This is a genomic window from Rhizobium sp. L43, assembly GCF_002531725.1.
GTDB lineage: Bacteria > Pseudomonadota > Alphaproteobacteria > Rhizobiales > Rhizobiaceae > Rhizobium.
In genome coordinates this window covers 104,628-129,064 of record NZ_NWSQ01000009.1, presented here as the reverse complement: position 1 = coordinate 129,064, position 24,437 = coordinate 104,628, and the positions used below count along the sequence as shown (strand labels likewise).

The following is a 24,437-nucleotide window of genomic DNA, read 5'->3' as shown; positions in this document are numbered from 1 at the left end:
CGTTACCCGTTGTGCGACGGCAGGCCGGGGCGGTCGAGGCCGCCGGGCGACAGCGTGAAGATCTCGCAGCCGTCGGAGGTGACGCCGACGGTATGTTCGTACTGGGCAGAAAGCGAGCGGTCGCGGGTGACCGCCGTCCAGCCGTCGGCGAGCACCTTCACATGCGGCCGGCCGAGATTGATCATCGGCTCGATGGTGAAGATCATGCCTTCGCGCAGCTCCGGCCCTTCGTTGGCGCGGCCGTAATGCAGGATATTCGGCGAATCGTGGAACAGCCGGCCGACGCCGTGGCCGCAGAAATCGCGCACCACCGAGCAGCGCTCTGCCTCGGCATAGGTCTGGATCGCCTCGCCGATCGCGCCGGTGCGGGCGCCGGGCCTGACGGCGGAAATGCCGCGCATCAGCGATTCATAAGTGACTTCGAGCAGTCGCTCGGCGGCGCGCTTGATCGTGCCGACAGGATACATCCGGCTGGAATCGCCGTGCCAGCCGTCGAGCACGAAGGTAACGTCGATATTGACGATATCGCCTTCGCGCAGCGGCTTGTCGTTTGGAATGCCGTGGCAGACGACGTGGTTGATCGAGGTGCAGGTCGATTTGGTGTAGCCGCGATAGTTCAGAGTCGCCGGATGGGCGCCATGATCCATGCCGAAATCGAAGACGAACCGGTCGACGTCGTCGGTCACCAGACCCGGTTTGACGATATCGGCCAGCGCATCGAGGCAGCGCGCCGTCAGCTGGCATGCCCTGCGCATGCCCTCGAACGCTTCAGCGTCATAAAGCCGGATGGCGCCCGTATTCTTCGAGGGCGCGGAAGAGGCTTCGATATAGTTCACCATTGCAGGGCCTTAGTGGAGAATATTAGAATTGTTCATAATGCAGCTATGCCGGGTTCGTCCATCGCGATCAACAGCCCGGACGAGATTTCTGAACGGTTCCGACCAGCTTGCCATGCTGCTTTCCACATCCGTCCGAGACCAAATCATCGGCCCCGCGGAAATATCCACAATCTTCCCAAGGGGATAGGATTGATTGCGTGAAGCCTGCTCGCTACTCACCGATTGGTGACAGTGGGGAAGGGTCATTCATGCTGAATGAAGCGATAAATCTTGAGATTTTACCGGAGGCTGGCGGCGAGCCGGAACGGCGCGTGCGTGATCGCGGCGCCACCGAGCGGGCAATCCTTGCTGCCGCCAAGGGCCTGCTGGCCGAGCATGGCTTCCAGAATTTCGGCATCAATGCCGTCGCCCGCCGCGCCGGTTGCGACAAGCAGCTGATCTACCGCTACTATGGCGGCCTCGACGGCCTGGTCGAGGCGATCGGCGCCGATCTCGGCACATGGGTGAAGGATCGCATTCCGGAAGATGCCGGCGGCATGTTCCTGCTCACCTATGGTGACCTGATGGAGCGGCTGTCGCTTCTCCTCCTCGACGCGTTGAGAGATGATCCGCTGATGCGCCGCATCCTCGCCTGGGAAATATCTGAGAATACCGAGCAGGTGAGGCGGCTCTCCGAAGCGCGGTCGAAAGCGCTCGCTCTCTGGCTGGAGCGCATGCGCGGGTCGCTGGCGCCGCCGAAGGGCGTGGATGCGGCAGCCGTCAACGCCGTCATCATCGCTGCGATCCAGCACCTCGTGCTTGCCGCAGCAAGCGGTGGGCAGTGCGCCGGTCTGTCGCTGAAGACATCGAAAGACTGGGAGAAGGCGGCGACGGCGCTGAAGCGCATCGTGCGCGGCGTCTACGGCTGATAGCTGCTTCATCCACAGGGGGCGGGCGCCACGTTAACCTTAACGAATGGTTTACGTTGCCCGGCCACGGTTAACTCGGCAGTGTGGCGGTGAGCAGAGATGGAATGAGTGAGAGCCCCCGAGTTGTCCATGGGAACCAAGATCGCTAAAGCCACGTTTTTCGTAACGGCGATGATGTTCTTCGCAGTCCTGGCGCTGGATATCGCAATTCCCACGCTGGTCCTTTGCATCATGGCATTGTCGACCTGGTTGGTCTCCCTCGATCTGCCCGTTGCGCGCAAGCAGGGAGGAGAGGCCGCATGAAGTGGTTTCTATTCTTCTGGGCCGGCCCGATCGTCTTTCTCGGCGGATGGTACTGGCTCTCCTATTACGACATGAATTTCGGTATCTTCATGCTGACGCGGCAGGTCCATGACCTGACCTTCGAGCTTTACGGAAAGGCGCTCGGCATTCCGCCGGAGACCATTCCGCCGCTCGTGGCCCGCGCGATCGCGGTCGATAGCCTCGTCGTCTTCGCCATCCTCGGCTTCAGAAAGCGCAAGTCGATCATCGCCTGGTGGAAGGCGCGTCAGGCGCTGAATTCGTCTCCCGACCTTGCCAGCAAGGAAAGCCTGTCGAGCGCGCCCTGAAGGATGAAGCTTGCCGCGGCCGAATCGATCCGTTCGGCCCGCTTGGCGCGTGAGACGTCCATTTCAAGCAGCGTCCGTTCGGCCGCCACCGTCGAAAGCCGCTCGTCCCAATAGACGAAGGGCAGCGCCGTCTTCTGCTCCATATTGCGCACGAAAGCGCGCGTCGCCTGCACCCGCGGACCCGCCGATCCGTCCATATTCATCGGCAGGCCGATGATGAAGCCCGCGACCTTTTCCGATTGTGCGAAGTCCAACAGCGCCTGCGCATCGATGGTGAACTTGACGCGCCGGATCACCGTGCGCGGCGTGGCGAAACGACGCCCAAGATCGGACATCGACAGCCCGATCGTCTTGGTGCCGAGATCGAGGCCGGCAATCGCCTGCCGCGGCGCGAGCGTCTCGGCCATTTCCTCGATTGTCAGCACCGTCATCGCCGTTTCACTCCGTCAAAAGAAATTGAAGTCGCCGCCGCTTTTCTTTGCGGCCGTATGAGATATGTCCTTAGAGCATGATGCCGAAAAGTGTGAGCGGTTTTCGGACGACATCATGCTCCAATTCTTTGATTGAGATGCGGATTCAGATTTTGGGCCGATCCGGCCCAAAATCATCCGGATCTCTCATCCAAACCGGCTTTTACATCACGTAATAAAGGAGAGATTTCATGAAGATCACCTGGCTCGGCCATTCCGCCTTCCGCATCGAGACCGGAAAGGCGAAGATCCTGCTCGACCCGTTCCTCAGCTATAACGCCTCGTTTTCCGGCCAGGATATCAAGGATGTCGCGGCAGGCATTACCCACATCCTGCTGACCCATGGTCATGGCGACCATGTCGGCGACACCATCGCACTCGCCAAGGAAACCGGCGCCGTCGTTCTCGCCAATGCCGATCTCGCCGCCTGGCTCGGCTCCAAGGGCGTCGACAAGATCGAGATGGGCAATACCGGCGGCACGATCGCGCTCGGCAGCTTCTCGGCGACCTTTACCAATGCGCTGCATTCCTCCGCCCAGATCACCGAAGACGGCGTCTCGCACGCGCTCGGCAACGCCAACGGTCTGATGCTGCATTTCGACGATGAAGCCTCGATTCTGGCCATGGGCGATACCGACATTTTCTCCGACATGGCGCTGATCAATGAGCTGCACCAGCCCGATATCGGCTTCGTGCCGATCGGCGACCGCTTCACCATGGGCGGCGCCGTGGCAGCCCTTGCCTGCCGGCGCTATTTCAACTTCAAGACCGCGATCCCCTGCCACTACGGCACCTTCCCGATCATCGAGCAGACGGCCGAAAAATTCATTGCCGGCATGGAAGGATCGCAGACGGACGTGAAGGCAATGAAGCCTTCCGAGAGCCTGTCGATCTGACGAAACCCCGTTGCGCAAGGCGGACATGGCCTTTATAGCGGGTAGGAAAAATCCTATCCGGAGAATGCCATGTCCGTCGATCTTGCCACCGTGAAGCGCGTCGCCAAACTTGCTCGTATTGCCGTCTCCGAGGACGAGGCAAATCGCATGGTCGGCGAGCTGAACGGCATCCTCGGCTTCGTCGAGCAGCTCTCCGAAGTCAATGTCGACGGCGTCGAAGCGATGACGTCAGTCACCCCGATGGCGATGAAGAAGCGGACCGATGCGGTGACCGACGGCAGCAAGGCAGCCGATATCGTCGCCAACGCACCCGTCACCGATCACAATTTTTTCCTGGTGCCGAAAGTCGTCGAATAAGGCTGGAACGCCTCTTTCCGACCCTGTTGCCATTTCCAGATCTGAAGCGAACACATCATGAGCGAACTCACCAGCCTGACCATTGCCGAAGCCCGCCAGAAGCTGCGCGGCAAGGAAATCACCGCGACCGAACTGACCGAAGCCTATATTTCGGCGATCGATGCGGCCAATGACCGGTTGAACGCCTATATCAAGGTGACGCCCGATCTCGCCCGCCTCATGGCGAAGAATTCCGACGAGCGCATCGCTGCCGGCAAGGCGGGCGACCTCGAAGGCATTCCGCTCGGCATCAAGGATCTCTTTGCCACCGTCGGCGTGCACACCCAGGCCTGCAGCCACATTCTCGATGGTTTCGAGCCGCGTTATGAATCGACCGTGACGCAGAACCTTTGGGATGACGGCGCCGTCATGCTCGGCAAGCTCAACATGGACGAGTTCGCCATGGGCTCGTCCAACGAGACCTCGTATTATGGTGCGGTGATCAATCCCTGGCGGGCCGCAGGCTCCAACCAGCAGCTCGTGCCCGGCGGTTCCTCGGGCGGCTCGGCCGCAGCCGTTGCCGCCCATCTTTGCGCCGGCGCCACGGCAACGGATACCGGCGGCTCGATCCGCCAGCCGGCCGCCTTCACCGGCACCGTCGGCATCAAGCCGACCTATGGCCGCTGCTCGCGCTGGGGCACCGTCGCCTTCGCTTCCTCGCTCGACCAGGCAGGCCCGATCGCCCGCGACGTGCGCGATGCCGCCATTCTTCTGAAGTCGATGGCAAGCGTCGATGCCAAGGACACGACGTCGGTCGATCTGCCGGTGCCGGATTACGAGGCAGCCCTCGGCCAGTCGCTGAAGGGCATGAAGATCGGCATTCCCAATGAATACCGCGTCGAAGGCATGCCGGATGAGATCGAAGCCATCTGGCGCCAGGGCATCGCCTGGCTGAAGGACGCCGGCGCCGAAATCGTCGACATCTCGCTGCCGCACACCAAATACGCCCTTCCGGCCTATTACATCGTCGCTCCGGCCGAGGCATCCTCGAACCTCGCGCGTTACGACGGCGTGCGGTACGGCTTGCGCGTCGACGGCAAGGATATCGTCGAAATGTACGAGAAGACGCGGGCCGCAGGCTTCGGCAAGGAAGTCAAGCGCCGCATCATGATCGGCACCTATGTGCTGTCGGCCGGCTACTACGATGCTTATTACATCCGCGCCCAGAAGGTGCGTACGCTGATCAAGCGCGATTTCGAACTGGCCTTCGACGCCGGCGTCGACGCCATCCTGACGCCGGCGACGCCGTCGTCGGCCTTCGGCGTCGCCGATGAGAACCTCGCTGCCGATCCGGTGAAGATGTATTTGAACGACATCTTCACGGTGACGGTCAACATGGCAGGCCTGCCCGGCATCGCCGTGCCCGCCGGCCTCGACCAGAAGGGCCTGCCGCTCGGCCTGCAGCTGATCGGCAAGCCCTTCGATGAGGAAACCCTGTTCAAAACAGCCCATGTCATCGAACAGGCGGCCGGCCGGTTTACACCCGCCAAGTGGTGGTAACGGACCTCACGATCCGAAAAATAGCGGCTGCCGACCACGAAGCGGTCGGCGCTGTCCCGTTTGCCGCATGATTGGTTAATTGACAGCCGGAACCGGGAAGGTCTCATGCCGAACAATGATCTTGCGCGATTGATCGAGGCAGCGGATCGCCTTGCTGCCGGCGGCTTCACCATGGGCGCGGATTGGCAGGCGGTACACGACATCTGCCAGCGCCATGAAGGCGAACAGTCGTTCGACTGGGGCCATGCGCTTTGCCATCGCATCGAGGGCGATGACTGGAATGCCGATTACTGGTATCGCCGCGCCGGCAAGACGCGCGGCACGGGCACGATGGCCGATGAGTGGTCGGCAATGCGGACGGAACTTTCTGCAAAAGCTTGAGAGCATGCCCTGACCGCACCGGTTTCCAGCGCGGTCAGGATGGTTGCATGAATTACCTGTTGTTGAGCTGCGACCTCACCAACCTCAGCCCTCTCTCGGTGATCCGGTAGGGCTGACCGCTTGCGGACTTGATGGCCCTTAGCCGTTTCAGTCTGCGGAAGAGATCAAGGTCGACGCCGGGGTAGAGCCAGCCGTCGCGGGTGAAGCAACTGACCGTCTCGATCTTTCTGTTGTCGTCGCGAGCAATTTCGATGCGGCCGCCTTGGGCCATGAGATGCAGGATGCGCTGCTCCGAGCGGGAAATATCCATGTTGAGATCCGGTATCGCGCCCGGGCAGGGCGCACAAAAACGATCTGGCGCTCTTTCGAACGTCAGGGCTTCGTTTTTTCGGGCCCATGCGCGCAAGCGGACTTGCGGGCAGGGCCTTTACCGGGTCTGTGACAGGCTCAACATAAAACACCTCGATAAGTTTTTTTATTCAGCTCGGAAAAAGCGGTCAAGTCCGTGCTCGCCGATCAAACCGGTCGAAATCAGCAGTTTCCGTTCATCATCCCGCTGCGGGCACTGGTAAATTCCGCGACTCAATGGTGTAGTTGCGGGGTAACGCGGAGGTGTCGTTGATCCACATTCGCAATGCCCGCGACGGCGAAGCGGCGCTATTGAGCGAAATCGGCCTGAGGGCCTGGCAAAAGGCGATGGCGTCGATCGGCGAATCGGACGCGATGATCGACGCAGCCCGCAATGCCTTTCGCAACTTCGCGGAAAATAACTGGCTGACCATCACCGTCGTCGAGCAGAACGGCCAGGTCGCAGGCTGGGCGGCGCGCGAGGGGCTGGATGAAACGATCTCGGATTTCTGGATCGATCCCGCCTTCACCCGCCAGGGGCTCGGTTCGGCGCTTCTCGAGCGCATCGAAAAGGATATCGCCGAGCAGGGCTTCGGGAAGGCGGCAATGCAGACCCATTCCGGCAATGGCGAGGCGATCGGCTTCTTCCGGAAACACCGCTACAGCATCCACTGGCTCTCGGTCGCCTATAATCCGAAGCTCGACCGCGACGTGCCCTCGGTTGGATTGACGAAAACGCTCGTCTCGGATGGCGAAGGCGGATACGGGCAGGAATTCTGACGGTTCAAAAATTCAGAAGAAGCCGAGGACCCCATAGCGTCGCAAAGGCCAGCGCCGTGACCAAAGCGCCGTGGAGGATCAGGATCGCCGCCAGGATCGACCGGAACGGCTCCTTTCTCGTCTTGTGGCGCAGAAGTTGCTGCGCCGCCATCGCGCCAAGGCTACCGCCGATCAGTGCAAGGGTCAGAAGCGTGCGCTCGCTGATGCGCCACCCACCCTTGCGCGCCGCCTGCTTGTCGAGGAAATAGATCAAGAAGACGAGGAGGTTCAGCGACAGAAACAGTGCGGCCAATTTGATGATATCGATGATCGTCATGGGGCAACTCTATCGTGCCTCGGTTAACCCCCGGCAAATGTCGCCGTCCTCCGTCAAACCGCGTTGCACGCCATGGCGAAAGCCTTGCACCGGCACGCCATTTCCTTTACCTCACCAATGGAAAAGAACAGCCTGCAAAGAGTATCAGATGACCCTTGTCGACGTCCGCACGCCCGATCCGAAACGCTTCATCCCCGGCGCCACCGGCGACTGGGAAGTCATCGTCGGCATGGAAGTCCATGCCCAGGTGCTGTCCAATTCGAAGCTCTTCTCCGGCGCTTCGACGGAATTCGGCAAGCCGCAGAATTCCAACGTCTCGCTGGTCGATGCCGCCATGCCCGGCATGCTGCCCGTCATCAACGAGGAATGTGTCAGGCAGGCCGTGCGCACCGGCCTCGGCCTCAAAGCGCAGATCAACAAGCGTTCGCTCTTTGACCGCAAGAACTATTTCTATCCCGACCTGCCGCAGGGCTATCAGATCTCGCAGTTCAAGGATCCGATCGTCGGCGAGGGCAAGATCGTCATTTCGCTCGGGCCGGACCGTCAGGGCCAGTTCGAGGATATCGAGATCGGCATCGAGCGCCTGCACCTGGAGCAGGATGCCGGCAAGTCGATGCACGACCAGCACGCGACCATGTCCTATGTCGACCTGAACCGTTCCGGCGTCGCGCTGATGGAGATCGTCTCCAAGCCCGACATGCGTTCGTCCGACGAAGCCAAGGCCTATATGACCAAGCTGCGTTCGATCGTGCGTTATCTCGGCACCTGCGACGGCAACATGGACGAAGGCTCGATGCGCGCCGATGTCAACGTCTCCGTCCGCCGCCCGGGCGAGGATTTCGGCACGCGTTGCGAGATCAAGAACGTCAACTCCATCCGCTTCATCGGCCAGGCGATCGAATATGAAGCCCGCCGCCAGATCGGCATTCTGGAGGACGGCGGCACGATCGAGCAGGAGACGCGCCTCTTCGATCCGAACAAGGGCGAGACGCGCTCGATGCGCTCCAAGGAGGATGCGCACGACTATCGCTATTTCCCCGATCCGGACCTGCTGCCGCTCGAATTCGACGATGCCTTCATCACGGCGCTCGCGGCGGATCTGCCGGAACTGCCCGACGACAAGAAGGAGCGCTTCGTGCGCGAACTCGGCCTGTCGGTCTACGACGCCTCGGTGCTCGTTTCCGAAAAGGCGATCGCCGATTATTTCGAAGCCGTCGCCGCAGGGCGTGACGGCAAGACCGCGGCGAACTGGGTGATCAACGATCTGCTCGGCGCACTGAACCGCACCGGCAAGGACATCGAGCAGACGCCGGTTTCGCCGGCCCAGCTCGGCGCCATCATCGATCTCATCAAGGCCGGAACCATCTCCGGCAAGATCGCCAAGGATCTTTTCGAGATCGTGCTGACCGAAGGCGGCGATCCCGCCGAGATCGTCGAAGCGCGTGGCATGAAGCAGGTGACGGACACCGGCGCGATCGAAAAGGCCGTGGACGAGATCATTGCCGCCAATCCCGATCAGGTGGAAAAGGTCAAGGCGAAGCCGACCCTGGCCGCATGGTTCGTCGGCCAGGTGATGAAGGCGACCGGCGGCAAGGCCAATCCGCAGGCTGTCCAGGCGCTCGTCAAGGCGAAGCTCGGCATCGAGGAATAGCAGTGTACTTCGTCCGCACCGCCGCCGAGCGCGACCTGGGGAAGGTGCGCGCCCTGCTGGTCGACAGTTTTCATGCGACCTACGACGGCATCCACGGTGCAGCTAGGGTTGGCGAGCTGATCGCCCATCTCTTTTCGCCGGCGGCGCTCAAGGCGCGCCTGGTGCGAAAGGACGCCGAATTCCTCGTTGCCGACGACGGCCGCAATATCGGCGGCATGGGTTATGCGGCAATGTCAGAGGCCTTGACGAAGACGGTCATGCTGCATCTCCTCTATGTCAGCCCGGCGCTGCAGCGACAGGGCATCGGCCGCGATCTCTTCGCCGAGCTTGAAACCTGTTTTCCGGATGCGGAGATCATGCGCCTCGAAGTCGAGCCGCGGAATGCGGCGGCAATCGCCTTCTATCTCTCGCACGGCTTCACCGAGGTCGGCCGCAACGAGAATAGCGGGGCCGGGCAATCCGGCATTCCCTCGCTGATCTTCGAAAAACCGCTCGACGGGCATTGAGGCCGTGGCGGCCGAGTTACCCGGGCAGGGGATCGGCGCACGAATGATCGAATTCGCCATTGCCGAGGCAAAAGGCCGCGGGATCGGGCGGGGTAGCGTTGATCTCGAATGCGATCCGCAGGAATGCCCATCGTTTCTATGAGCGACTGGGCTTCAAGCCCTCGCATCTGGGCTTCAAGATGGCCTTGAAATGACCCTCGGCTCTCGTGGAATCGCTGGACAATTCGGCTTGGCGACGGCATAAGCGAGGAAACGAATTCTGGTTTGGCCCGCATCTGGCGGGCACAAGGAAAAGACATGTGGAATCTTCTGGTTCAAACCTTTACCTGGTGGAACGGTCAGACGATGGGCACGCGTTTTGCGACCTGGCGTTTCGGCAAGCGCGTCGGCGAGGATGAATTCGGCAATATCTATTACGAAGGCGGCATGTCGTCCTACGGACTGCCGAAGCGCTGGGTAATCTACAAGGGTTATGCCGATGCTTCCGCCATTCCGCCGGGCTGGCATGGCTGGATGCATCATCGCACCGATGTTCCTCCGTCCAAGGAAAACTACGTTGCCAAGGAATGGCAGAAGGTGCATCGCCCCAACTTCACCGGTTCTCCGCAGGCTTACCGTCCGCCGGGTTCCATCGCCATTCCGGGCGAGCGGCCGCGCGTCACCGGCGATTACGACGCCTGGACGCCGGGCAACTGAGACGGCTCGACCGGGCGACCCCCTAGCCCGGCTTTTGGCCACAATTGACCTTTACCCGCAGGTTGGCCGCGCTTGACCGCGGTGTTGAACTGAAAATGTCTGGAGACGGGTACATATGAAGCTCTTCACGCGGAACATCGTGCTGCGTGCCGCCGGATCGCTGCTGGCGCTCTCGGCCCTGCTTCCCCCAGTTGCGGCAAATGCCGCACGCATCGAAAATCCGGTCGCCGTCTTCTCCGGCCTCGACAAGATCACCGGCCGCATCACGACCTTTGACGTCTATGTCAACGAGACGGTGCAGTTCGGCGCGCTGCAGGTGACACCGAAGGCCTGCTATTCGCGCGACCAGGCGGAAGCGCAGAAGATCGACGGTTTCGTCGAGGTCGACGAGATCACCCTCGACCGCAAGATCCGCCGCATCTTCACCGGCTGGATGTTCGCCGCCAGCCCTGGCCTCAACGCCGTCGAGCACCCGATCTACGATGTCTGGCTAAAGGACTGCAAGACGAACTCGGACGTCCCGGCCCCTGACGGCGCCAAGGCGACAGCCCGCTGATTCATGTCGGCCGTGAGCGGATTCCCGAAATCCGCTTACATTTTCGGCACCAATCCTCAGGCCGCGGGTGGCTTGTTTCTCGAAAAAAGGCCCTTGGCAAAGCGGAGCGCGCCGCCAAGCACGACGACGATCAGGATGCCGGCCTTTTTGAGGAAGGCAGCGGCTAACGCCAGCAGTCCTACCTTCGCGGCGATCTTGGCGCCTGCGCCCGCGGCGATCATCCCGGCCATCCCATAAGCTGCGATCTTGTCGCCTTCGACGTAGTCGGTATAGGCCATTCCCTTGTCGAACTGCACCAGCTTGGTGACGGTCGGAATAACCTCCTCGATCTCCTTCAACTGCTCGAGGCCGGCGACGAAGTCGAACTCGAATACACCCTCGCGACCGAACACGCGCACGGAATAGTTCAGCGTGTGTGGCGTCTGCGCGTCATCGCCGAACAGTAGATCGCGCGCCCAATGCATCGCATGCGCAGTTTTGTCGTAATGCGGCGTCGAGGCCCAGCCGACAAGCGTGATCTTTTCGAACCCCTGCTTTTCGCGCTCGACGTTGTTTTCCTTGATTGAATCTTTGATGTTCTGCAGCAGTTCGTCATAGTCCGTCGTGGCGGCATCGGCGTCCGAGACATAACCGTCGGCGCTATATTTCACGACCGAACCCCACGATTCGACGTCGGTCGGCGCATATTTCGCCGGGAAAATCATTCCCATCGTCCGCTCCGCCGCCTGCGGCGGATTTCCCCAGATATCGACCAGCACCTTCTTCGTATCCGCGGAATTGAGATAGTAGAAGCCCGCCGGCACGTTCAGCGTTGCCTTCGCGTCAGGCAGCTTGATCGTACCTTGCTGAAAGTCGAGCTTTTCCAGCAATGGTTTTTCAGCATCTGAAAAATCGCTCCTGTCCGGGAACATCTCCTGGTAAGGGCGTGCATCGGCATGAGCCGTAAACAAGGCGAAAAGCATCGCCGCAGCAAAATATCGCTTCAAAATTCTATCCCCCGTTGCATTTTCGACCCCTATTCAAATCGGCCGGAAAAATCAACGTGAGGGGGAACTGAACCCACTTAAAACTTGAGGTGTGGCGATTCCATCGCGGCGGCAAGCAGCGCCGCATATTCTGCCTTCGCAACGTCGATCGCTCCGAACGTCTTCAGGTGCTCGGTGGTGAACTGTGTATCGAGCAGGGTGAAGCCTTTCTCCCTGAGCCGCTTGACCAGATGCACGAGGCAGATCTTCGAGGCATCCGTCCGGCGCGAAAACATGCTTTCGCCGAAGAAGGCGGAGCCGAGCGAGACGCCGTAAAGGCCGCCGACCAGTTCATCGCCGTCCCAGGCTTCGACGGTGTGGGCATGGCCCATGTCGAAGAGCGTCGAATAGAGCGATCGGATCGTCCTGTTGATCCAGGTGCTCGGGCGTCCGGATGTCTCCTCGGCACAGGCTGCGATCACCTGATCGAAAGCGTGATCGAACCGGATTTCGAAGGGGTTCCTGCGCACCGTCTTGGCAAGGCTCTTCGACACGTGGAAATGGTCGAGCGGCAGCACGCCGCGCAGTTCCGGCTCGACCCAGAAAATCTCCGGGTCGTCGGCGGATTCGGCCATCGGGAAGAGGCCGATGGAATAGGCGCGCAGGAGGATATCAGGGGTAATGCCTGGTGACTTCCTGCGCGATCCTGCCATTCCTGTCCTATGCCGCCGGCGTGTTGGCGAGGTAGTGTTCAAGCCAATGGATATCGTAGTCGCCGTTGGCGATATCCTGGTTGGAGACGAGATCCTGGAACAGCGGCAGCGTCGTGTTGATGCCGTCGACCACGAATTCGTCGAGCGCCCGGCGCAGGCGCATCATGCATTCGACGCGGGTACGGCCGTGCACGATCAGCTTGCCGATGAGGCTGTCGTAATAGGGCGGGATCTTGTAGCCCTGATAGGCACCCGAATCGATGCGCACGCCGAGGCCGCCCGGCGCGTGGAAATGCGTGATGGTGCCGGGCGAGGGCACGAAGGTGCGCGGGTGCTCGGCATTGATGCGGCACTCGATGGCGTGGCCGGAAAAATGCACTTCATCCTGCGTCACCGAGAGACCGCCGCCGGAGGCGACGCGAATCTGCTCGTGCACGAGGTCGATGCCGGTGATCGCTTCAGTGATCGGATGTTCCACCTGCAGACGGGTGTTCATTTCGATGAAATAAAACTCGCCGTTCTCGTAGAGGAATTCGATCGTGCCGGCGCCGCGATATTTCAGCTTCTTCATGGCGTCGGCACAGACCTGGCCGATCTTCATGCGCTGCTCGACGTTGAGTGCCGGCGAATTCGCCTCTTCCCAGACCTTCTGGTGGCGGCGCTGCAGCGAGCAGTCGCGCTCGCCGAGATGGATGGCATTGCCTTCGCCGTCGCCGAACACCTGGATTTCGATGTGGCGCGGCTTGCCGAGGTATTTTTCCATGTAGACGGCATCATTGCCGAAGGCGGCTGCCGCCTCCGTGCGCGCCGTCGACCAGGCCTCGATCAGGTCGGCCTCGCTCTTGGCGACCTTCATGCCGCGTCCGCCGCCGCCGGCCGTGGCCTTGATCAGCACGGGATAGCCGATTTCGGCGGCCGTCTTCAGCGCATCCTCTTCGGTTTTCACTTCGCCGTCCGAGCCCGGAACGACGGGAATGCCGAGCTCCAGCGCCGTCGTCTTGGCGGTGATCTTGTCGCCCATGATACGGATATGGTCCGCCGTCGGCCCGATGAAGGTGATGCCGTGGGCTTCGAGGATATCGGCGAACTTGGCATTCTCCGACAGAAAGCCGTAGCCCGGATGCACGGCATCGGCGCCCGTGATCTCGCAGGCGGCGACGATCTGGTGGATATTGAGATAGCTTTCGCGCGAGGAGGGCGGGCCGATGCAGACACTTTCGTCGGCAAGGCGCACATGCATGGCATCGGCGTCGGCGGTGGAATGAACCACGACGCAGGCAATGCCGAGCTCCTTGCAGGCCCGGAGCACGCGAAGGGCGATTTCCCCGCGATTGGCGATGAGGATTTTCGAAATCATGGGCATGGGCCTATTCGATGACGACGAGGGCTTGGCCGTATTCGACGGGATGTCCGTCATCGACGAGGATCTCGGTGACCTTGCCCGACTTCGGCGAGGGGATCTGGTTCATCGTCTTCATCGCTTCGATGATGAGGAGCGTCTGGCCTTCCTTGACGGTCGCGCCGACTTCGATAAAGGCACGCGCGCCCGGCGCCGGCGCCATGTAGACGGTGCCGACCATCGGTGCATTGACGACATTGGCCGGGTTGCGGGCGGGAGCCGCGGCCGGCGCGGCGCCTGCTGCTGCCGGTGCGGCGGCTGCGGGAGCGGCATAGGCCGGTGCTGCGATCGGCGCCTGGACATATTGCTGGGTGCCGGCGCGCGAAACGCGAATGCGCAGGTCGTCCTGCTCGACCTCGATCTCCGTCAGATCCGTCTCATTGAGGATGTTGGCGAGATCGCGGATCAGTGCCTGATCGATACCCGATTTCTTTTCAACCATGGTGTTGCCCTGTCTTCTTCTTATGCCGTGATGTTCTTCAGCGCGTGGAGCGCCAGGATGTAGCTGTGAGGCCCGAAGCCGCAGATCACGCCCTTGCATGCTGGCGCAATCATCGACTTGTGACGAAATTCTTCCCGTGCATGCACGTTGGATATGTGGAGTTCGATGACGGGAATTGATACGGCGCGGATCGCATCGTGCAGTGCGACCGATGTGTGCGTATAGGCGCCTGCATTGATGGCAACGCCGGCAGCCTTTTCGTCCGCTTCATGGAACCAGTCCACAAGCGTGCCTTCGTGGTTGCTCTGGCGGAAATCGATATCGAAACCGAGTTCGCGGCCGGCCGCCTTGCAGTCCGCTTCGATGTCCTTCAGCGTCTTGCCGCCATAAATGCCGGGCTCTCTTTTGCCCAGCATGTTCAGGTTGGGGCCGTTCAGGACGAAAATCGTTTGCGTCATCGAATGTTCCGAAAAATGTACGACGGCAACCTATAGACTCCGCGAAGGCCGATTGAAAGCCCTTACGGATTGGCCAGCCGGAATCGCGCCACATTTGTCCACATGGTTGAAACGCTTCGATTTTGGCGATTTGATGGGCGGCGGATCGGCGGCTCTCTGCTCAGCAGGCGGTCTTGCCGCAGCTGCGCATGTTCTTGACCTTGGCTTCGAGATCGTCGAGCCCGACGGCGCCCGGCACCAGTTCTTTGCCGATCACATAAGACGGTGTGCCGCTGATGCCGAGACTGGAGGCGAGTTGGTAGGTCGCCTGGACGATGCTGTCATTCGGGCTCTTGGCCATCTCGGCGCGGATCTTGTCCTCGCTGACGCCGAGCGAAGCGGCAACCGCGATCGCCGTTTCGTCGGAGGCACGGCCTTCGGTGCCGAGCAGGGCGACGTGGAAATCGGCATATTTCTCCGGCGCCAGCTTGCGGAAGGCGTCGGCGACCTTGTGGGCGGCGACCGAATCCGGCCCGAGGATCGGAAACTCCTTGAGCACGAAGCGGACGTTCTTGTCCTTCTTCAGCATCGCCTGCATGTCGGGAAGCGCGTGACGGCAATAGCTGCAATTATAGTCGAAGAATTCGACGACGGTGACATCGCCCTTGGGATTGCCGAGCGTGACGTCGTTCTTCGAATCGAAAATGTCGGCGGTGTTGTCATCGATCGCCATATTGGCCTTCACCAGCCGCTGGGCTTCCTGCTTCTTCTGCAGTGCATCCTGGACTTCGAGCATGATCTCGGGATTTTCGATCAGGTATTGCTTGATGAATTCGCCGAACTCCTTCTTCTGCTGGTCGTCGAGCGCTGCCGCCGGAAACGGAAGAGCGATCGATGCGGCAAGCGCCAGTGCGGTGAAGCTTTTCGAGAAGAAGGCCATGATATCCTCGTCATCGGCAATGTGGTCGTCTTGGTCTGAAGACCGTCGCCGGGTTATGGACTTGAATGCGTCGCGTCAAGGTACGGCGCGTCGAGTTCTGCTCAAACAGGAATTTTAACCCCCGCGCCGCCCTCGCGGGATTGTGATGAGCCGATTAATGCGGCAATTGTCTGGCCATCATCGAAGAAGCCGAGCGAGAAGCGATCTTGTTTTCCATATCGAAACGCAGCGAAGTCGAGCCCTTTCATGCCATGGACGTCCTGGCGGAGGCGACGAAGCGGCGTGCGGCCGGTCGCCCCGTCATCTCGATGGCCGTCGGTCAACCCTCGCACCCCGCCCCACAGGCAGCCCTCGAAGCGGCGCGCCAAGCCCTTGCCGAAGGCCGGATCGGTTATACCGATGCGCTGGGCACGGCGCGGCTGAAATCGGCGCTTGCCCGGCACTATAGGGATCGCCACGGACTGGAGATCGATCCCTCGCGCATCGCCATCACCACCGGTTCCTCGGCCGGCTTCAATCTCGCCTTCCTGTCGCTCTTCGATGCCGGCGATGCGGTGGCGATCGCAAGACCCGGTTATCCCGCCTATCGCAATATCCTCGGCGCGCTGGGCCTCAAGGTTGTCGAGGTGCCGGTTACAGCCGAGACTCACTTTACCCTGACGCCCGAGAGCCTCGAGGCGGTGCAGAAGCAAAGCGGCGTGACGCTGAAAGGCGTGCTGCTCGCAAGCCCCGCCAATCCCACCGGCACGGTGACCGGCCGCAACGGGCTGAAGGCGCTTGCGGATTACTGCGCGGCTCATTCCATCGCCTTCATCTCCGACGAGATCTATCACGGGCTGACTTTCGCCGGCGAGGAGGCGAGCGCGCTTGAGCTGACCGACGAGGCGATCGTCATCAACTCCTTCTCCAAATATTATTGCATGACCGGCTGGCGGATAGGCTGGATGGTGCTGCCGGAACGCCTGGTGCGGCCGATCGAGCGGGTGGCGCAGAGTCTCTATATCTCCCCGCCCGAGCTCTCCCAGATCGCCGCCACCGCCGCTCTTGGCGCCGGCAACGAACTCGATCGCTATAAGGCGAGTTATGCCGCCAATCGCGAGTTGCTGATGCTGCGCCTGCCGCAGATCGGCCTTTCGATCGCCTCGCCGATGGACGGCGCATTTTATGCCTATCTCGACGTTACCCGCTTCACCAATGACAGCATGGGTTTTGCCAAACGCATGCTCGCGGAAATCGACGTCGCCGCAACGCCCGGCCTCGACTTCGATCCGCTGGAAGGACATCGGACCCTGCGCCTGTCCTATGCGGGCTCGGAAGCCGAGATCGCCGAGGCGGTAGAGCGGATCGCAGCCTGGTTGAAATAGCCGTCGCGGCCGGTCAGCCGACCGCGAACTCTTATCCGTCAGCTGCGCGACGAAAACAGCGAGGCGAGCGTCGAAGCCGGCTTGTTGTTCAGCCGCGGCACCACAACGAGCTGCTTGATGTCACCGCGCTTGTAGGCGGCGAGGAAGCGCTTGTAGTCCTTGAAGGAGACGCAGCCGTTGGAATCGCCGTTCTTACCGAGCATGTAGGTGTGGGCGAGCAGGCCGACGCGGTCATAGATGGCGTCCGAGCCCTCGATCGGTGTCAGCCGGATCGCCGCGACGCCATGGAAAAGGCTCTCGCGCATGGTGAGGGCGTAGGTGTGCGGCGGTGTCGGTCCGCGCATCTTCTGGTTTGCGTAACGCGGATTGTCGCGCATCTTGCCGAGGCCGGAATGGGCTTCCAGTCTCTCGCCGTTCGGCAGATAGACCGTGCTGTTCTCGATGTCGTAGATCGCAACGCCTGCGCGCAGCTTCGGCGAGAAGACCGGCTTGTCGTAGCGCGGCACCGCATCGTCCTCGTCGTCCTCGATCGGCGAATTCGGCTGGGCGTAGGCAAGGGCAGGCGCGCCGGCGCGCTGTGAACCCTGGGCGGCCAGCGCCGGTTTGCCGACGAGGCCATCGGGACGCGCCATCGGCAGCGGCACGGAGCCTTCGTCCGGCGCCAGGACAAGATCGAAGGGCGGTTGCTCTTCGGCTTCGGCCACTTCTACAGGCGCAGATTTTTCCTGCGGCAGCGACGCCGTCAGGACGGGCGCGGCCGGCTCGACCGGGGCCGGCGCAATCTGCTGCGGTCCGGCGTCGGCAAGTGCGAGCAGGGCAGGGAGTTCGACGGCGGCGACGGCTTCCTTGGACGGGATGATGATGCGGTTGTCGCTGTCCTCTTGCATCTCAGCCTGAGCAAGCTCGATCGGTGGCGCGACGCTATCGTCCTTGACGAATTTCGCGGTGTCGGACGGTGTTGCGGCGGCGACAGTGACCGGGGGTTCGGCAGGCGTGACGATGCGATTATTCTTTGCAAGCGCCAGCGATGCCATCGCGGCAGCGTCGGTCTTTTGCGCATGCGATCGCACGAGCTCAGCCGTCAGGGCGACGACCGGCTTTGCGTTGAAAGCTGCCAGCCGGTCGGCCTTGCCGACATGGATCAGTCGTTCGTGGTGCGTCGTGGGCTTTGGCTTCGGTGTCGATGCGACTTGCGTGAAGCTGTCGGACGAAGAAGCGGGAGCGCCGATTGAATGCATCGTCGCGAAGGTCGCGATCAACCATGTGGAGGTCAGAAATCCGGCGCCGACGACGCCGTAAAGAAAGCCGCGAGATCTGCGTAAACGAAAAGCAGATCCGCCAAGAGGGGTGACGTCGTTGAACGACCCGACCGCAAACGCCATACTACACTCGTCTTTCAAACTCGCTACGCAGGCCGGCGGCACTGACTGACTAAACTTCGCCGGGGCCGGTAAAGGCGCAAGTGGGCCGAATTTAGACCGCCCGCGACTTCCGACTGTTTCGCAAGGATGACGAATTATGGTTTCTAATTTGTTTACGCCGGGACGCTCTTTCTCGCGGCGTCTCAAAAAGAGATGCGCAGGGCCGTCTCAGGTGCGTTCCATCACATAACTCCCCGGCGCTTCCTCGATCGCGTTCAGCGCATCGCCGCCGGGTTTGCGCGCCGGCACGCGCCTGTCGTCATGCGTCTCGATCCAGGCCCGCCAGTGCGGCCACCAGGATCCAGCTGTCTCGGTCGCCTGCTCGATCCAGGTCTCATAATCCCCCTTGGTGGGGCCGCCGGTCCAATATTGATACTTCTTCTTGTCGGGCGGGTTGACGACGCCGGCAATATGTCCCGAGCCGGTGACAACGAATTCCACCTTGCCGCCGAAGAACCGGCTGCCGACGAAGACCGACTTGGCAGGCGCGATGTGATCCTCGCGCGTGGCGAGATTATAGATCGGGATCTTCACATCCTTCAGCGATACGGGCTTGCCGTCGAGGATCATCTCGTTCCGCGTCAGCGCATTCCTGAGATAGCAATTGCGCAGGTAGAAGGCATGGTTTGCCGCCGCCATGCGGGTCGAATCGGCGTTCCAGAACAAGAGGTCGAAGGGCAGGGGATCCTGGCCCTTGAGGTAGCTGTTGACGAAATAAGGCCAGATCAGCTCGGAAGCCCGCAGCATGTTGAAGGCCATCGACATTTTCGAGCCGTCGAGATAACCGACCGCCTGCATATGCTCTTCGAGCGCTGTAAGCTGCTCCTCGTCGACGAAGACCTTGAGGTCGCCGGCATGGGTGAAGTCGACCTGGGTGGTGAAGAGTGTCGCGGTCTTGATGCGCTTGTTCTTCTCCTTGGCATGCAGCGCCAGTGTCGCGGCCAGCAGCGTGCCGCCGACGCAGTAGCCGACGGCGTTGACGTCCTTTTCCCCGGTCGCCTTCTCGATCGTCTCGAGCGCGAAATCGATGCCCTCACGGGCATAGGCCGCCCAGTCTTTCCCAGCGTGGCGCGCATCCGGGTTGACCCAGGAAATGACGAAGACGGTCTGCCCCTGGTCGACGCACCATTTGATGAAGGATTTCTGCGGATTGAGGTCGAGAATATAGAATTTGTTGATCCAGGGCGGGCAGATCAGCAGCGGCCGCTTCAGCACCGTTTCGGTCGAAGCCTCGTATTGAATGATCTGGCAGATATCGTTCTGGGCGATCACCTTGCCCGGCGTCAGCGCCATGTCGCGACCGACGGCGAATTTCGTCATGTCGGTCTGGCGAAGGCGAAGATCGCCGTTTCCGGCAGCGATGTCCTCGGCAAGCATCTTCATTCCCCGCACCAGGTTTTCGCCGCTGCTGGCGATCGTCTCGCGGTAGAGCTGCGGATTGGTGGCGATGAAGTTGCTCGGCGAAAGCGCTGCGGTGATCTGCTTCACGTAGAAGCCGGCCTTGTGCTTGGTGTGCTCGTCGAGGCCATCGGTCTCCGACACCAGCTTTTCCGCCCAGTCCGATGTGACGAAATAGACCTGGCGGAGAAAATCGAAGAACGGGTTCTTCTGCCAGTCCTCGTCGGAGAAGCGCTTGTCCTTGCGGTCGGGCTCAGGCGGCAGCGGCTCGCCCTGCATGCCGCGCGTGCCCTGCATGCGCTGCATCGAGCGCATCCAGATGCCGAAGAACGAGGACATCAGCTGCGTCTGCGCCTCGAAGGTGCGGCGGGGATCGGCAATCCAGTATTCGCTGACCTTGGAAAGCGTCTTGACCATGTCGGTCATCGGATCGACGGCGGTTTCGCTGATCTCGCCGCGTTCGCGCGGCGCAAGCCAGGCCGAGGCAGCTTGCCCGAGATTTTCGAGCGCCCGGGCGAAATTCATCGCCATGGTCTCGGGATCCTTCAACACATAGGGATCGAGATCGGTCGCGTCGAAACCGGCCTTGCCGCCATTCTTCTGGCCGCCATTTTCCTGCTTGCTGTCGGTCACCATGTCCTCCCGGCGGCAGCACTGTTTTTATCCGTTCGTTGTACATCGTGATCGGACGAGAAAACAAGTTCCACCCGCGCCGGCTCATGCTATTGCTTTGTGGCTGCGACAAATTTAACAGTCGACGCAGTCAGAACTGGATTTTTGAGGCATGACGAAGAACGGCATTTTGCGCATCGCAACCTTCAACCGCACCGCATTGATCTGCGCCGCGGCGGCGATGGCCCTTGCCGGATGCAATCTGACGGCGGAAGAGAAAGCCGCCGCCGCCGCCAAGCGGGCGGCCCCGACCGCCGTCGTCATGCCGGCCACCAAAGGCGATGCGGTCGAAGGTGGCCTAGCAAAGTCGCCGGACGGCTATCCGAATTTCGGCGCGCCGCTGACGGCCGCCAATGTCCAGATGAGCGACGAGCAGGCGGCCGAACTGCAACATCAACTGACCGCACTGGCCGCCCGCCGCAAGGCCGGTACGCTCTCGGAAGCCGAATATCAGGCCAAGGTCGCCGAAATGCGCCGCCTTGCCGCCGAACACGGCACCGATACGCTTTCCGAAATCTCCAAATAGACCTTGCCTTTCAAGCGATTTGGACGCAAAGCCTTCGGCAAGGATCGGAAGATAAGATTTTCCCGATAAAGCGCGTTACGCGGCCTTTCCGTCAAAGATTTGCCGCGTGGCTTAGGTCTGATGAATACGGCGTTGCGATTCTGAAGTTCGTGTCGCAGCCGCCGGGAGACGGAACGAACTTCGACTGCGGCCCGAAAAGGCCGCCTTTCCATGGGGAATGAAATGGAAGAGTTTCACAAAGTCCGGCGTTTGCCGCCTTATGTTTTCGAACAGGTCAACCGTTTGAAAGCAAGCGCGCGAGCGGGCGGCGCCGATATCATCGATCTCGGCATGGGAAACCCCGACCTTCCCACTCCCCAGTCGATCGTCGACAAGCTGTGCGAGGTCGTGCAGGATCCACGCACGCACCGTTATTCCTCCTCCAAGGGTATTCCTGGTCTGCGCCGCGCTCAGGCCGCCTATTATGCCCGCCGTTTCGGCGTCAAGCTCAACCCGGATACGCAGGTGGTCGCCACCCTCGGCTCCAAGGAAGGCTTTGCCAACATGGCGCAGGCGATCACCGCGCCCGGCGACGTCATCCTCTGCCCGAACCCGACCTATCCGATCCACGCCTTCGGCTTCCTGATGGCGGGCGGCGTGATCCGCTCGATGTCGGTGGAGCCGGACGAGACCTTTTTCCCGCCGCTTGAGCGCGCGGTTCGCCATTCGATTCCGAAGCCGTTGGCGCTGATCCTCAATTACCCCTCGAACCCGACGGCTTTTGTCGCGACGCTCGATTTCTACAAGGACGTCATCGCCTTCGCCAAGAAGCACGACATCATCGTGCTGTCCGACCTTGCCTATTCGGAGATCTATTTCGACGACGTCCCGCCGCCGTCGGTTCTCGAAGTGCCGGGCGCCATGGATGTGACGGTCGAATTCACCTCGATGTCGAAGACCTTCTCCATGCCCGGCTGGCGCATGGGCTTTGCCGTCGGCAATGAGCGGCTGATCGCGGCGCTCACCCGCGTCAAGTCCTACCTCGATTACGGCGCCTTCACGCCGATCCAGGTGGCGGCGACGCATGCGCTGAACGGCGACGGCTCCGACATTGCGGAAGTCCGCAACGTTTATAAGCGTCGCCGCGACGTCATGGTCGAAAGCTTCGGCAAGGCGGGCTTTGATGTGCCGCCGCCGGCTGCCACCATGTTCGCCTGGGCGAAGATCCCGGAAAAGTTCCGCCATCTCGGTTCGCTGGAGTTTTCCAAGCTGCTGGTCGAGAAGGCCGACGTCGCCGTTGCCCCGGGCATCGGCTTCGGCGAGATGGGCGACGACTACGTCCGTCTGGCGCTTGTCGAGAACGAACACCGCATCCGCCAGGCTGCGCGCAACATCAAGAAGTTCATGTCGACGGCAGACGAAACGATGCATAACGTCATTTCGCTGAACGCGCACCGTTAATCCAACCATTGGGCAGCCGCCTCAAGCGGCTGCCGCCACCCAGATATTTCAGGATCGATCCATGGCAGATGCCCTCAAAATCGGCATTGCGGGCTTGGGCACCGTTGGCGCCTCGCTTGTCCGCATCATTCAGCAGAAGAGCAACGAGCTTGCCGTCACCTGCGGGCGTCCGATCACCATCACCGCGGTCTCCGCGCGCGACAAGTCGAGGGATCGCGGCGTCGATCTTTCCGCTGTTACCTGGTTCGATCGGCCGGAAGAGCTTGCCGAAAAGGGCGATATCGACGTCTTCGTCGAGCTGATGGGCGGCGCCGAAGGGGCGGCCAACGTCTCGGTGCGCGCCGCACTCCAGCGTGGTCTCCATGTGGTGACAGCCAACAAGGCGCTGCTTGCCTATCACGGCGTCGAGCTTGCGACGATCGCGGAAGAGAAGGGCGCGCTCCTGAACTTCGAGGCGGCGGTCGCCGGCGGCATCCCGGTCATCAAGGCGCTGCGCGAATCGCTGACGGGCAATGCCGTCTCGCGCATCTACGGCATCATGAACGGCACCTGCAATTACATCCTGACCAAGATGGAGAAGGAGGGGCTTTCCTTCGCCGAATGCCTCAAGGAAGCGCAGCGGCTGGGTTATGCCGAGGCCGATCCGGCCTTCGATATCGAGGGCAACGACACGGCCCACAAGCTTTCCATCCTGACGACGCTTGCCTTCGGCAATCGCATCGCGGCCGACGACATCTATCTCGAAGGCATCACCAATATCTCGATCGAGGATATCCACGCCGCCGCCGAGCTCGGTTATCGCATCAAGCTGCTGGGCGTTGCCCAGCGCACCGATACCGGCATCGAGCAGCGCGTGCACCCGACCATGGTGCCGGTCGATTCGGTCATTGCCCAGGTCGACGGCGTCACCAATGCGGTAGCGATCGAATCCGACGTGCTCGGCGAATTGCTGATGGTCGGCCCCGGCGCCGGCGGCAACGCCACGGCCTCGTCTGTGCTTGGCGACATCGCCGATATCGCCAAGAGCCAGCCGGGCGCCCAGCGCGTGCCGGTTCTCGGCCATCCGGCAAAGGCGCTGGAGCCCTATCGCAAGGCGCAGATGCAGAGCCACGAGGGCGGCTATTTCATCCGCCTGACCGTGCTCGACCGCACCGGCGTCTTTGCCAGCGTTGCAACCCGCATGGCCGAAAACAACATCTCGCTGGAATCGATCGTCCAGCGCTCCAAACAGCATCTGGCCCCGTCGCACCACCAGACGATCATTCTCGTCACCCACGCGACGATGGAAGAGTCGGTCCGCAAGGCGGTCGCCTCGATCAAGTCGGAAGGTTATCTCTTCGGCGAGCCGCAGGTGATTCGCATCGAACGTCCGAAGGAGGAAGGCTGAGCCCTTCTTCCCGTTTCGGAACCGTTGAACCGCCCTGTCTCTGGCAGGGCGGTTTTTTTCTGTTGAACATTCAGCTTCCCTAACGGAAGTTTATATTAACAAATACCGAAATATTGATATAAATAAAACCATAGATGGTGAGTCGCCGGCGTGGAGAATTTCATGAGCAAGGACAACCATGCCGGGAAAGGGTATGGCGGCCCGTGCGACCAGCCGGACGCTCCTGATATGCTTGAGGAAATCCTCAAGCCGGTGCACCGTGATCTCAGTCAGGACGTCCATGACGAGGCTGACGGCGATGAGGAACACACGGAAGGCCGCAACTGGGCCATTCTGCTGACGCTGTTTTCGTTCCTGCTGGTGCAGTTCGCCGGCATTGCCATGATCATCTGGGCGGTGTTTTGGTAAAAATCCGTGTCTGCAAATCCACCGCTATGTTATCTCCGCTGCTCCTGTAGAAA

At 61.2% G+C, this 24,437-nt stretch carries 30 protein-coding genes and 1 pseudogene; 18 read left to right on the top strand and 13 right to left on the bottom strand.

From position 1 onward, the window contains the following. Positions 1 to 2 precede the first annotated feature (2 nt). The gene (gene map / locus CO667_RS13800; RefSeq protein WP_097618905.1) at positions 3 to 839 is read right to left on the bottom strand and encodes a type I methionyl aminopeptidase; all 837 of its coding nucleotides are present in this window, start codon (positions 837 to 839) and stop codon (positions 3 to 5) included. Positions 840 to 1,087: 248 nt separating this feature from the next. Between map and CO667_RS13795 the strand changes: the two genes are divergently transcribed. The 3 genes from CO667_RS13795 to CO667_RS13790 all read left to right on the top strand — a co-directional run bounded on the left by CO667_RS13795 (position 1,088) and on the right by CO667_RS13790 (position 2,376). Next, on the top strand, positions 1,088 to 1,747 hold the full coding sequence (locus tag CO667_RS13795) for a TetR/AcrR family transcriptional regulator (RefSeq protein WP_097618904.1): 660 nt from the start codon (positions 1,088 to 1,090) through the stop codon (positions 1,745 to 1,747). A 129-nt stretch (positions 1,748 to 1,876) separates the two neighbouring features. Further along, positions 1,877 to 2,050: a hypothetical protein gene (locus CO667_RS35380; protein ID WP_179874137.1), complete on the top strand. Its 174-nt coding sequence runs from the start codon at positions 1,877 to 1,879 to the stop codon at positions 2,048 to 2,050. Next, positions 2,047 to 2,376: a DUF6105 family protein gene (locus tag CO667_RS13790; protein WP_097618903.1), complete on the top strand. Its 330-nt coding sequence runs from the start codon at positions 2,047 to 2,049 to the stop codon at positions 2,374 to 2,376. The genes CO667_RS35380 and CO667_RS13790 overlap by 4 nt, the downstream gene beginning before the upstream one ends. Here CO667_RS13790 and ruvX read toward each other — a convergent pair. After that, positions 2,316 to 2,807: a Holliday junction resolvase RuvX gene (gene ruvX, locus CO667_RS13785; RefSeq protein WP_063475658.1), complete on the bottom strand. Its 492-nt coding sequence runs from the start codon at positions 2,805 to 2,807 to the stop codon at positions 2,316 to 2,318. The two genes, CO667_RS13790 and ruvX, sit on opposite strands and share 61 nt — an antisense overlap. A gap of 230 nt (positions 2,808 to 3,037) precedes the next feature. Here ruvX and CO667_RS13780 point away from each other — a divergent pair, with 230 nt between their 5' ends. The 4 genes from CO667_RS13780 (at position 3,038) to CO667_RS13765 (ending at position 6,019) form a co-directional block, all read left to right on the top strand. Then, positions 3,038 to 3,742: a metal-dependent hydrolase gene (locus CO667_RS13780; RefSeq protein WP_097618902.1), complete on the top strand. Its 705-nt coding sequence runs from the start codon at positions 3,038 to 3,040 to the stop codon at positions 3,740 to 3,742. 69 nt (positions 3,743 to 3,811) lie between these two features. Beyond that, entirely contained in the window at positions 3,812 to 4,099 is a 288-nt protein-coding gene (gene gatC, locus CO667_RS13775) for an Asp-tRNA(Asn)/Glu-tRNA(Gln) amidotransferase subunit GatC (protein ID WP_097618901.1), read from the top strand. A 57-nt stretch (positions 4,100 to 4,156) separates the two neighbouring features. Next, positions 4,157 to 5,638, top strand: a complete 1,482-nt coding sequence (gene gatA / locus CO667_RS13770) for an Asp-tRNA(Asn)/Glu-tRNA(Gln) amidotransferase subunit GatA (RefSeq protein WP_097618900.1) — start codon at positions 4,157 to 4,159, stop codon at positions 5,636 to 5,638. A 105-nt stretch (positions 5,639 to 5,743) separates the two neighbouring features. Then, a complete protein-coding gene (locus tag CO667_RS13765; RefSeq protein ID WP_097618899.1) occupies positions 5,744 to 6,019 on the top strand; it encodes a hypothetical protein in 276 nt (91 codons plus the stop codon). A 52-nt stretch (positions 6,020 to 6,071) separates the two neighbouring features. On the opposite strand, the gene CO667_RS13760 is transcribed toward CO667_RS13765, so the two are convergent. Continuing rightward, entirely contained in the window at positions 6,072 to 6,329 is a 258-nt protein-coding gene (locus CO667_RS13760) for a YjhX family toxin (protein ID WP_097618898.1), read from the bottom strand. A gap of 308 nt (positions 6,330 to 6,637) precedes the next feature. Between CO667_RS13760 and CO667_RS13755 the strand changes: the two genes are divergently transcribed. Continuing rightward, positions 6,638 to 7,147 carry a GNAT family N-acetyltransferase gene (locus tag CO667_RS13755; protein ID WP_097618897.1) on the top strand — a complete coding sequence of 170 codons (510 nt, stop codon included), beginning with the start codon at positions 6,638 to 6,640 and terminating at the stop codon, positions 7,145 to 7,147. Positions 7,148 to 7,151: 4 nt separating this feature from the next. On the opposite strand, the gene CO667_RS13750 is transcribed toward CO667_RS13755, so the two are convergent. Continuing rightward, complete coding sequence (locus tag CO667_RS13750; RefSeq protein WP_097618896.1) at positions 7,152 to 7,463, bottom strand: DUF1294 domain-containing protein; 312 nt, start codon at positions 7,461 to 7,463, stop codon at positions 7,152 to 7,154. A 148-nt stretch (positions 7,464 to 7,611) separates the two neighbouring features. On the opposite strand from CO667_RS13750, the gene gatB reads away from it, so the two are divergent. From gatB to CO667_RS13725, 5 genes and pseudogenes are all read left to right on the top strand, one after another. Continuing rightward, positions 7,612 to 9,114, top strand: a complete 1,503-nt coding sequence (gene gatB / locus CO667_RS13745; protein WP_097618895.1) for an Asp-tRNA(Asn)/Glu-tRNA(Gln) amidotransferase subunit GatB — start codon at positions 7,612 to 7,614, stop codon at positions 9,112 to 9,114. A gap of 2 nt (positions 9,115 to 9,116) precedes the next feature. Further along, positions 9,117 to 9,620, top strand: a complete 504-nt coding sequence (locus CO667_RS13740; protein WP_097618894.1) for a GNAT family N-acetyltransferase — start codon at positions 9,117 to 9,119, stop codon at positions 9,618 to 9,620. Next, positions 9,616 to 9,814, top strand: a pseudogene (locus CO667_RS35870) (GNAT family N-acetyltransferase); the annotation flags it as partial. The gene CO667_RS13740 and the pseudogene CO667_RS35870, both read left to right, overlap by 5 nt. Positions 9,815 to 9,917: 103 nt before the next feature. Beyond that, complete coding sequence (locus CO667_RS13730) at positions 9,918 to 10,316, top strand: NADH:ubiquinone oxidoreductase subunit NDUFA12 (RefSeq protein ID WP_097618893.1); 399 nt, start codon at positions 9,918 to 9,920, stop codon at positions 10,314 to 10,316. A gap of 115 nt (positions 10,317 to 10,431) precedes the next feature. Further along, a complete protein-coding gene (locus CO667_RS13725) occupies positions 10,432 to 10,872 on the top strand; it encodes a DUF2155 domain-containing protein (RefSeq protein ID WP_097618892.1) in 441 nt (146 codons plus the stop codon). A gap of 56 nt (positions 10,873 to 10,928) precedes the next feature. On the opposite strand, the gene CO667_RS13720 is transcribed toward CO667_RS13725, so the two are convergent. The 7 genes from CO667_RS13720 to CO667_RS35375 all read right to left on the bottom strand — a co-directional run bounded on the left by CO667_RS13720 (position 10,929) and on the right by CO667_RS35375 (position 16,016). Further along, positions 10,929 to 11,858, bottom strand: coding sequence for a DUF2167 domain-containing protein (locus tag CO667_RS13720; RefSeq protein WP_097618891.1), 930 nt, complete (start codon positions 11,856 to 11,858; stop codon positions 10,929 to 10,931). A 77-nt stretch (positions 11,859 to 11,935) separates the two neighbouring features. Then, on the bottom strand, positions 11,936 to 12,550 hold the full coding sequence (gene aat / locus CO667_RS13715) for a leucyl/phenylalanyl-tRNA--protein transferase (protein WP_097618890.1): 615 nt from the start codon (positions 12,548 to 12,550) through the stop codon (positions 11,936 to 11,938). A 7-nt stretch (positions 12,551 to 12,557) separates the two neighbouring features. Then, on the bottom strand, positions 12,558 to 13,913 hold the full coding sequence (gene accC, locus CO667_RS13710) for an acetyl-CoA carboxylase biotin carboxylase subunit (protein ID WP_172601182.1): 1,356 nt from the start codon (positions 13,911 to 13,913) through the stop codon (positions 12,558 to 12,560). Between the two features lie 4 nt (positions 13,914 to 13,917). Then, positions 13,918 to 14,391 (bottom strand): acetyl-CoA carboxylase biotin carboxyl carrier protein, encoded by a 474-nt coding sequence (gene accB / locus CO667_RS13705; RefSeq protein WP_097618889.1) that lies wholly within the window; start codon positions 14,389 to 14,391, stop codon positions 13,918 to 13,920. A 20-nt stretch (positions 14,392 to 14,411) separates the two neighbouring features. Beyond that, positions 14,412 to 14,849, bottom strand: a complete 438-nt coding sequence (gene aroQ / locus CO667_RS13700; protein ID WP_097618888.1) for a type II 3-dehydroquinate dehydratase — start codon at positions 14,847 to 14,849, stop codon at positions 14,412 to 14,414. A 160-nt stretch (positions 14,850 to 15,009) separates the two neighbouring features. Next, complete coding sequence (locus CO667_RS13695) at positions 15,010 to 15,768, bottom strand: DsbA family protein (protein ID WP_097618887.1); 759 nt, start codon at positions 15,766 to 15,768, stop codon at positions 15,010 to 15,012. A 101-nt stretch (positions 15,769 to 15,869) separates the two neighbouring features. Continuing rightward, a complete protein-coding gene (locus CO667_RS35375) occupies positions 15,870 to 16,016 on the bottom strand; it encodes a hypothetical protein (protein ID WP_179874134.1) in 147 nt (48 codons plus the stop codon). On the opposite strand from CO667_RS35375, the gene CO667_RS13690 reads away from it, so the two are divergent. After that, on the top strand, positions 15,975 to 17,132 hold the full coding sequence (locus CO667_RS13690) for an aminotransferase class I/II-fold pyridoxal phosphate-dependent enzyme (RefSeq protein WP_097618886.1): 1,158 nt from the start codon (positions 15,975 to 15,977) through the stop codon (positions 17,130 to 17,132). The two genes, CO667_RS35375 and CO667_RS13690, sit on opposite strands and share 42 nt — an antisense overlap. 38 nt (positions 17,133 to 17,170) lie before the next feature. On the opposite strand, the gene CO667_RS13685 is transcribed toward CO667_RS13690, so the two are convergent. After that, positions 17,171 to 18,514 (bottom strand): DUF2778 domain-containing protein, encoded by a 1,344-nt coding sequence (locus tag CO667_RS13685; RefSeq protein ID WP_097618885.1) that lies wholly within the window; start codon positions 18,512 to 18,514, stop codon positions 17,171 to 17,173. Between the two features lie 207 nt (positions 18,515 to 18,721). Continuing rightward, positions 18,722 to 20,587 (bottom strand): class I poly(R)-hydroxyalkanoic acid synthase, encoded by a 1,866-nt coding sequence (phaC, locus tag CO667_RS13680; RefSeq protein ID WP_097618884.1) that lies wholly within the window; start codon positions 20,585 to 20,587, stop codon positions 18,722 to 18,724. A gap of 148 nt (positions 20,588 to 20,735) precedes the next feature. On the opposite strand from phaC, the gene CO667_RS13675 reads away from it, so the two are divergent. From CO667_RS13675 to CO667_RS13660, 4 genes are all read left to right on the top strand, one after another. Further along, positions 20,736 to 21,149, top strand: coding sequence for a hypothetical protein (locus CO667_RS13675; RefSeq protein WP_097618883.1), 414 nt, complete (start codon positions 20,736 to 20,738; stop codon positions 21,147 to 21,149). Positions 21,150 to 21,371: 222 nt separating this feature from the next. Next, the gene (locus CO667_RS13670) at positions 21,372 to 22,589 is read left to right on the top strand and encodes an LL-diaminopimelate aminotransferase (RefSeq protein ID WP_097618882.1); all 1,218 of its coding nucleotides are present in this window, start codon (positions 21,372 to 21,374) and stop codon (positions 22,587 to 22,589) included. A 61-nt stretch (positions 22,590 to 22,650) separates the two neighbouring features. Continuing rightward, the gene (locus CO667_RS13665) at positions 22,651 to 23,976 is read left to right on the top strand and encodes a homoserine dehydrogenase (protein ID WP_097618881.1); all 1,326 of its coding nucleotides are present in this window, start codon (positions 22,651 to 22,653) and stop codon (positions 23,974 to 23,976) included. Positions 23,977 to 24,138: 162 nt separating this feature from the next. After that, positions 24,139 to 24,384, top strand: coding sequence for a hypothetical protein (locus CO667_RS13660; protein WP_097618880.1), 246 nt, complete (start codon positions 24,139 to 24,141; stop codon positions 24,382 to 24,384). The last annotated feature ends 53 nt before the right edge of the window (positions 24,385 to 24,437 follow it).

Coding starts and splice junctions, on each gene's coding strand:
- map (WP_097618905.1), bottom strand. CDS start 839: ATGGTGAACTATATCGAAGCCTCTTCCGCGCCCTCGAAGAATACGGGC.
- CO667_RS13795 (WP_097618904.1), top strand. CDS start 1,088: ATGCTGAATGAAGCGATAAATCTTGAGATTTTACCGGAGGCTGGCGGC.
- CO667_RS35380 (WP_179874137.1), top strand. CDS start 1,877: ATGGGAACCAAGATCGCTAAAGCCACGTTTTTCGTAACGGCGATGATG.
- CO667_RS13790 (WP_097618903.1), top strand. CDS start 2,047: ATGAAGTGGTTTCTATTCTTCTGGGCCGGCCCGATCGTCTTTCTCGGC.
- ruvX (WP_063475658.1), bottom strand. CDS start 2,807: ATGACGGTGCTGACAATCGAGGAAATGGCCGAGACGCTCGCGCCGCGG.
- CO667_RS13780 (WP_097618902.1), top strand. CDS start 3,038: ATGAAGATCACCTGGCTCGGCCATTCCGCCTTCCGCATCGAGACCGGA.
- gatC (WP_097618901.1), top strand. CDS start 3,812: ATGTCCGTCGATCTTGCCACCGTGAAGCGCGTCGCCAAACTTGCTCGT.
- gatA (WP_097618900.1), top strand. CDS start 4,157: ATGAGCGAACTCACCAGCCTGACCATTGCCGAAGCCCGCCAGAAGCTG.
- CO667_RS13765 (WP_097618899.1), top strand. CDS start 5,744: ATGCCGAACAATGATCTTGCGCGATTGATCGAGGCAGCGGATCGCCTT.
- CO667_RS13760 (WP_097618898.1), bottom strand. CDS start 6,329: ATGGATATTTCCCGCTCGGAGCAGCGCATCCTGCATCTCATGGCCCAA.
- CO667_RS13750 (WP_097618896.1), bottom strand. CDS start 7,463: ATGACGATCATCGATATCATCAAATTGGCCGCACTGTTTCTGTCGCTG.
- gatB (WP_097618895.1), top strand. CDS start 7,612: ATGACCCTTGTCGACGTCCGCACGCCCGATCCGAAACGCTTCATCCCC.
- CO667_RS13730 (WP_097618893.1), top strand. CDS start 9,918: ATGTGGAATCTTCTGGTTCAAACCTTTACCTGGTGGAACGGTCAGACG.
- CO667_RS13725 (WP_097618892.1), top strand. CDS start 10,432: ATGAAGCTCTTCACGCGGAACATCGTGCTGCGTGCCGCCGGATCGCTG.
- aat (WP_097618890.1), bottom strand. CDS start 12,550: ATGGCAGGATCGCGCAGGAAGTCACCAGGCATTACCCCTGATATCCTC.
- accC (WP_172601182.1), bottom strand. CDS start 13,913: ATGCCCATGATTTCGAAAATCCTCATCGCCAATCGCGGGGAAATCGCC.
- accB (WP_097618889.1), bottom strand. CDS start 14,391: ATGGTTGAAAAGAAATCGGGTATCGATCAGGCACTGATCCGCGATCTC.
- aroQ (WP_097618888.1), bottom strand. CDS start 14,849: ATGACGCAAACGATTTTCGTCCTGAACGGCCCCAACCTGAACATGCTG.
- CO667_RS13695 (WP_097618887.1), bottom strand. CDS start 15,768: ATGGCCTTCTTCTCGAAAAGCTTCACCGCACTGGCGCTTGCCGCATCG.
- CO667_RS35375 (WP_179874134.1), bottom strand. CDS start 16,016: ATGAAAGGGCTCGACTTCGCTGCGTTTCGATATGGAAAACAAGATCGC.
- CO667_RS13685 (WP_097618885.1), bottom strand. CDS start 18,514: ATGGCGTTTGCGGTCGGGTCGTTCAACGACGTCACCCCTCTTGGCGGA.
- phaC (WP_097618884.1), bottom strand. CDS start 20,587: ATGGTGACCGACAGCAAGCAGGAAAATGGCGGCCAGAAGAATGGCGGC.
- CO667_RS13675 (WP_097618883.1), top strand. CDS start 20,736: ATGACGAAGAACGGCATTTTGCGCATCGCAACCTTCAACCGCACCGCA.
- CO667_RS13670 (WP_097618882.1), top strand. CDS start 21,372: ATGGAAGAGTTTCACAAAGTCCGGCGTTTGCCGCCTTATGTTTTCGAA.
- CO667_RS13665 (WP_097618881.1), top strand. CDS start 22,651: ATGGCAGATGCCCTCAAAATCGGCATTGCGGGCTTGGGCACCGTTGGC.
- CO667_RS13660 (WP_097618880.1), top strand. CDS start 24,139: ATGAGCAAGGACAACCATGCCGGGAAAGGGTATGGCGGCCCGTGCGAC.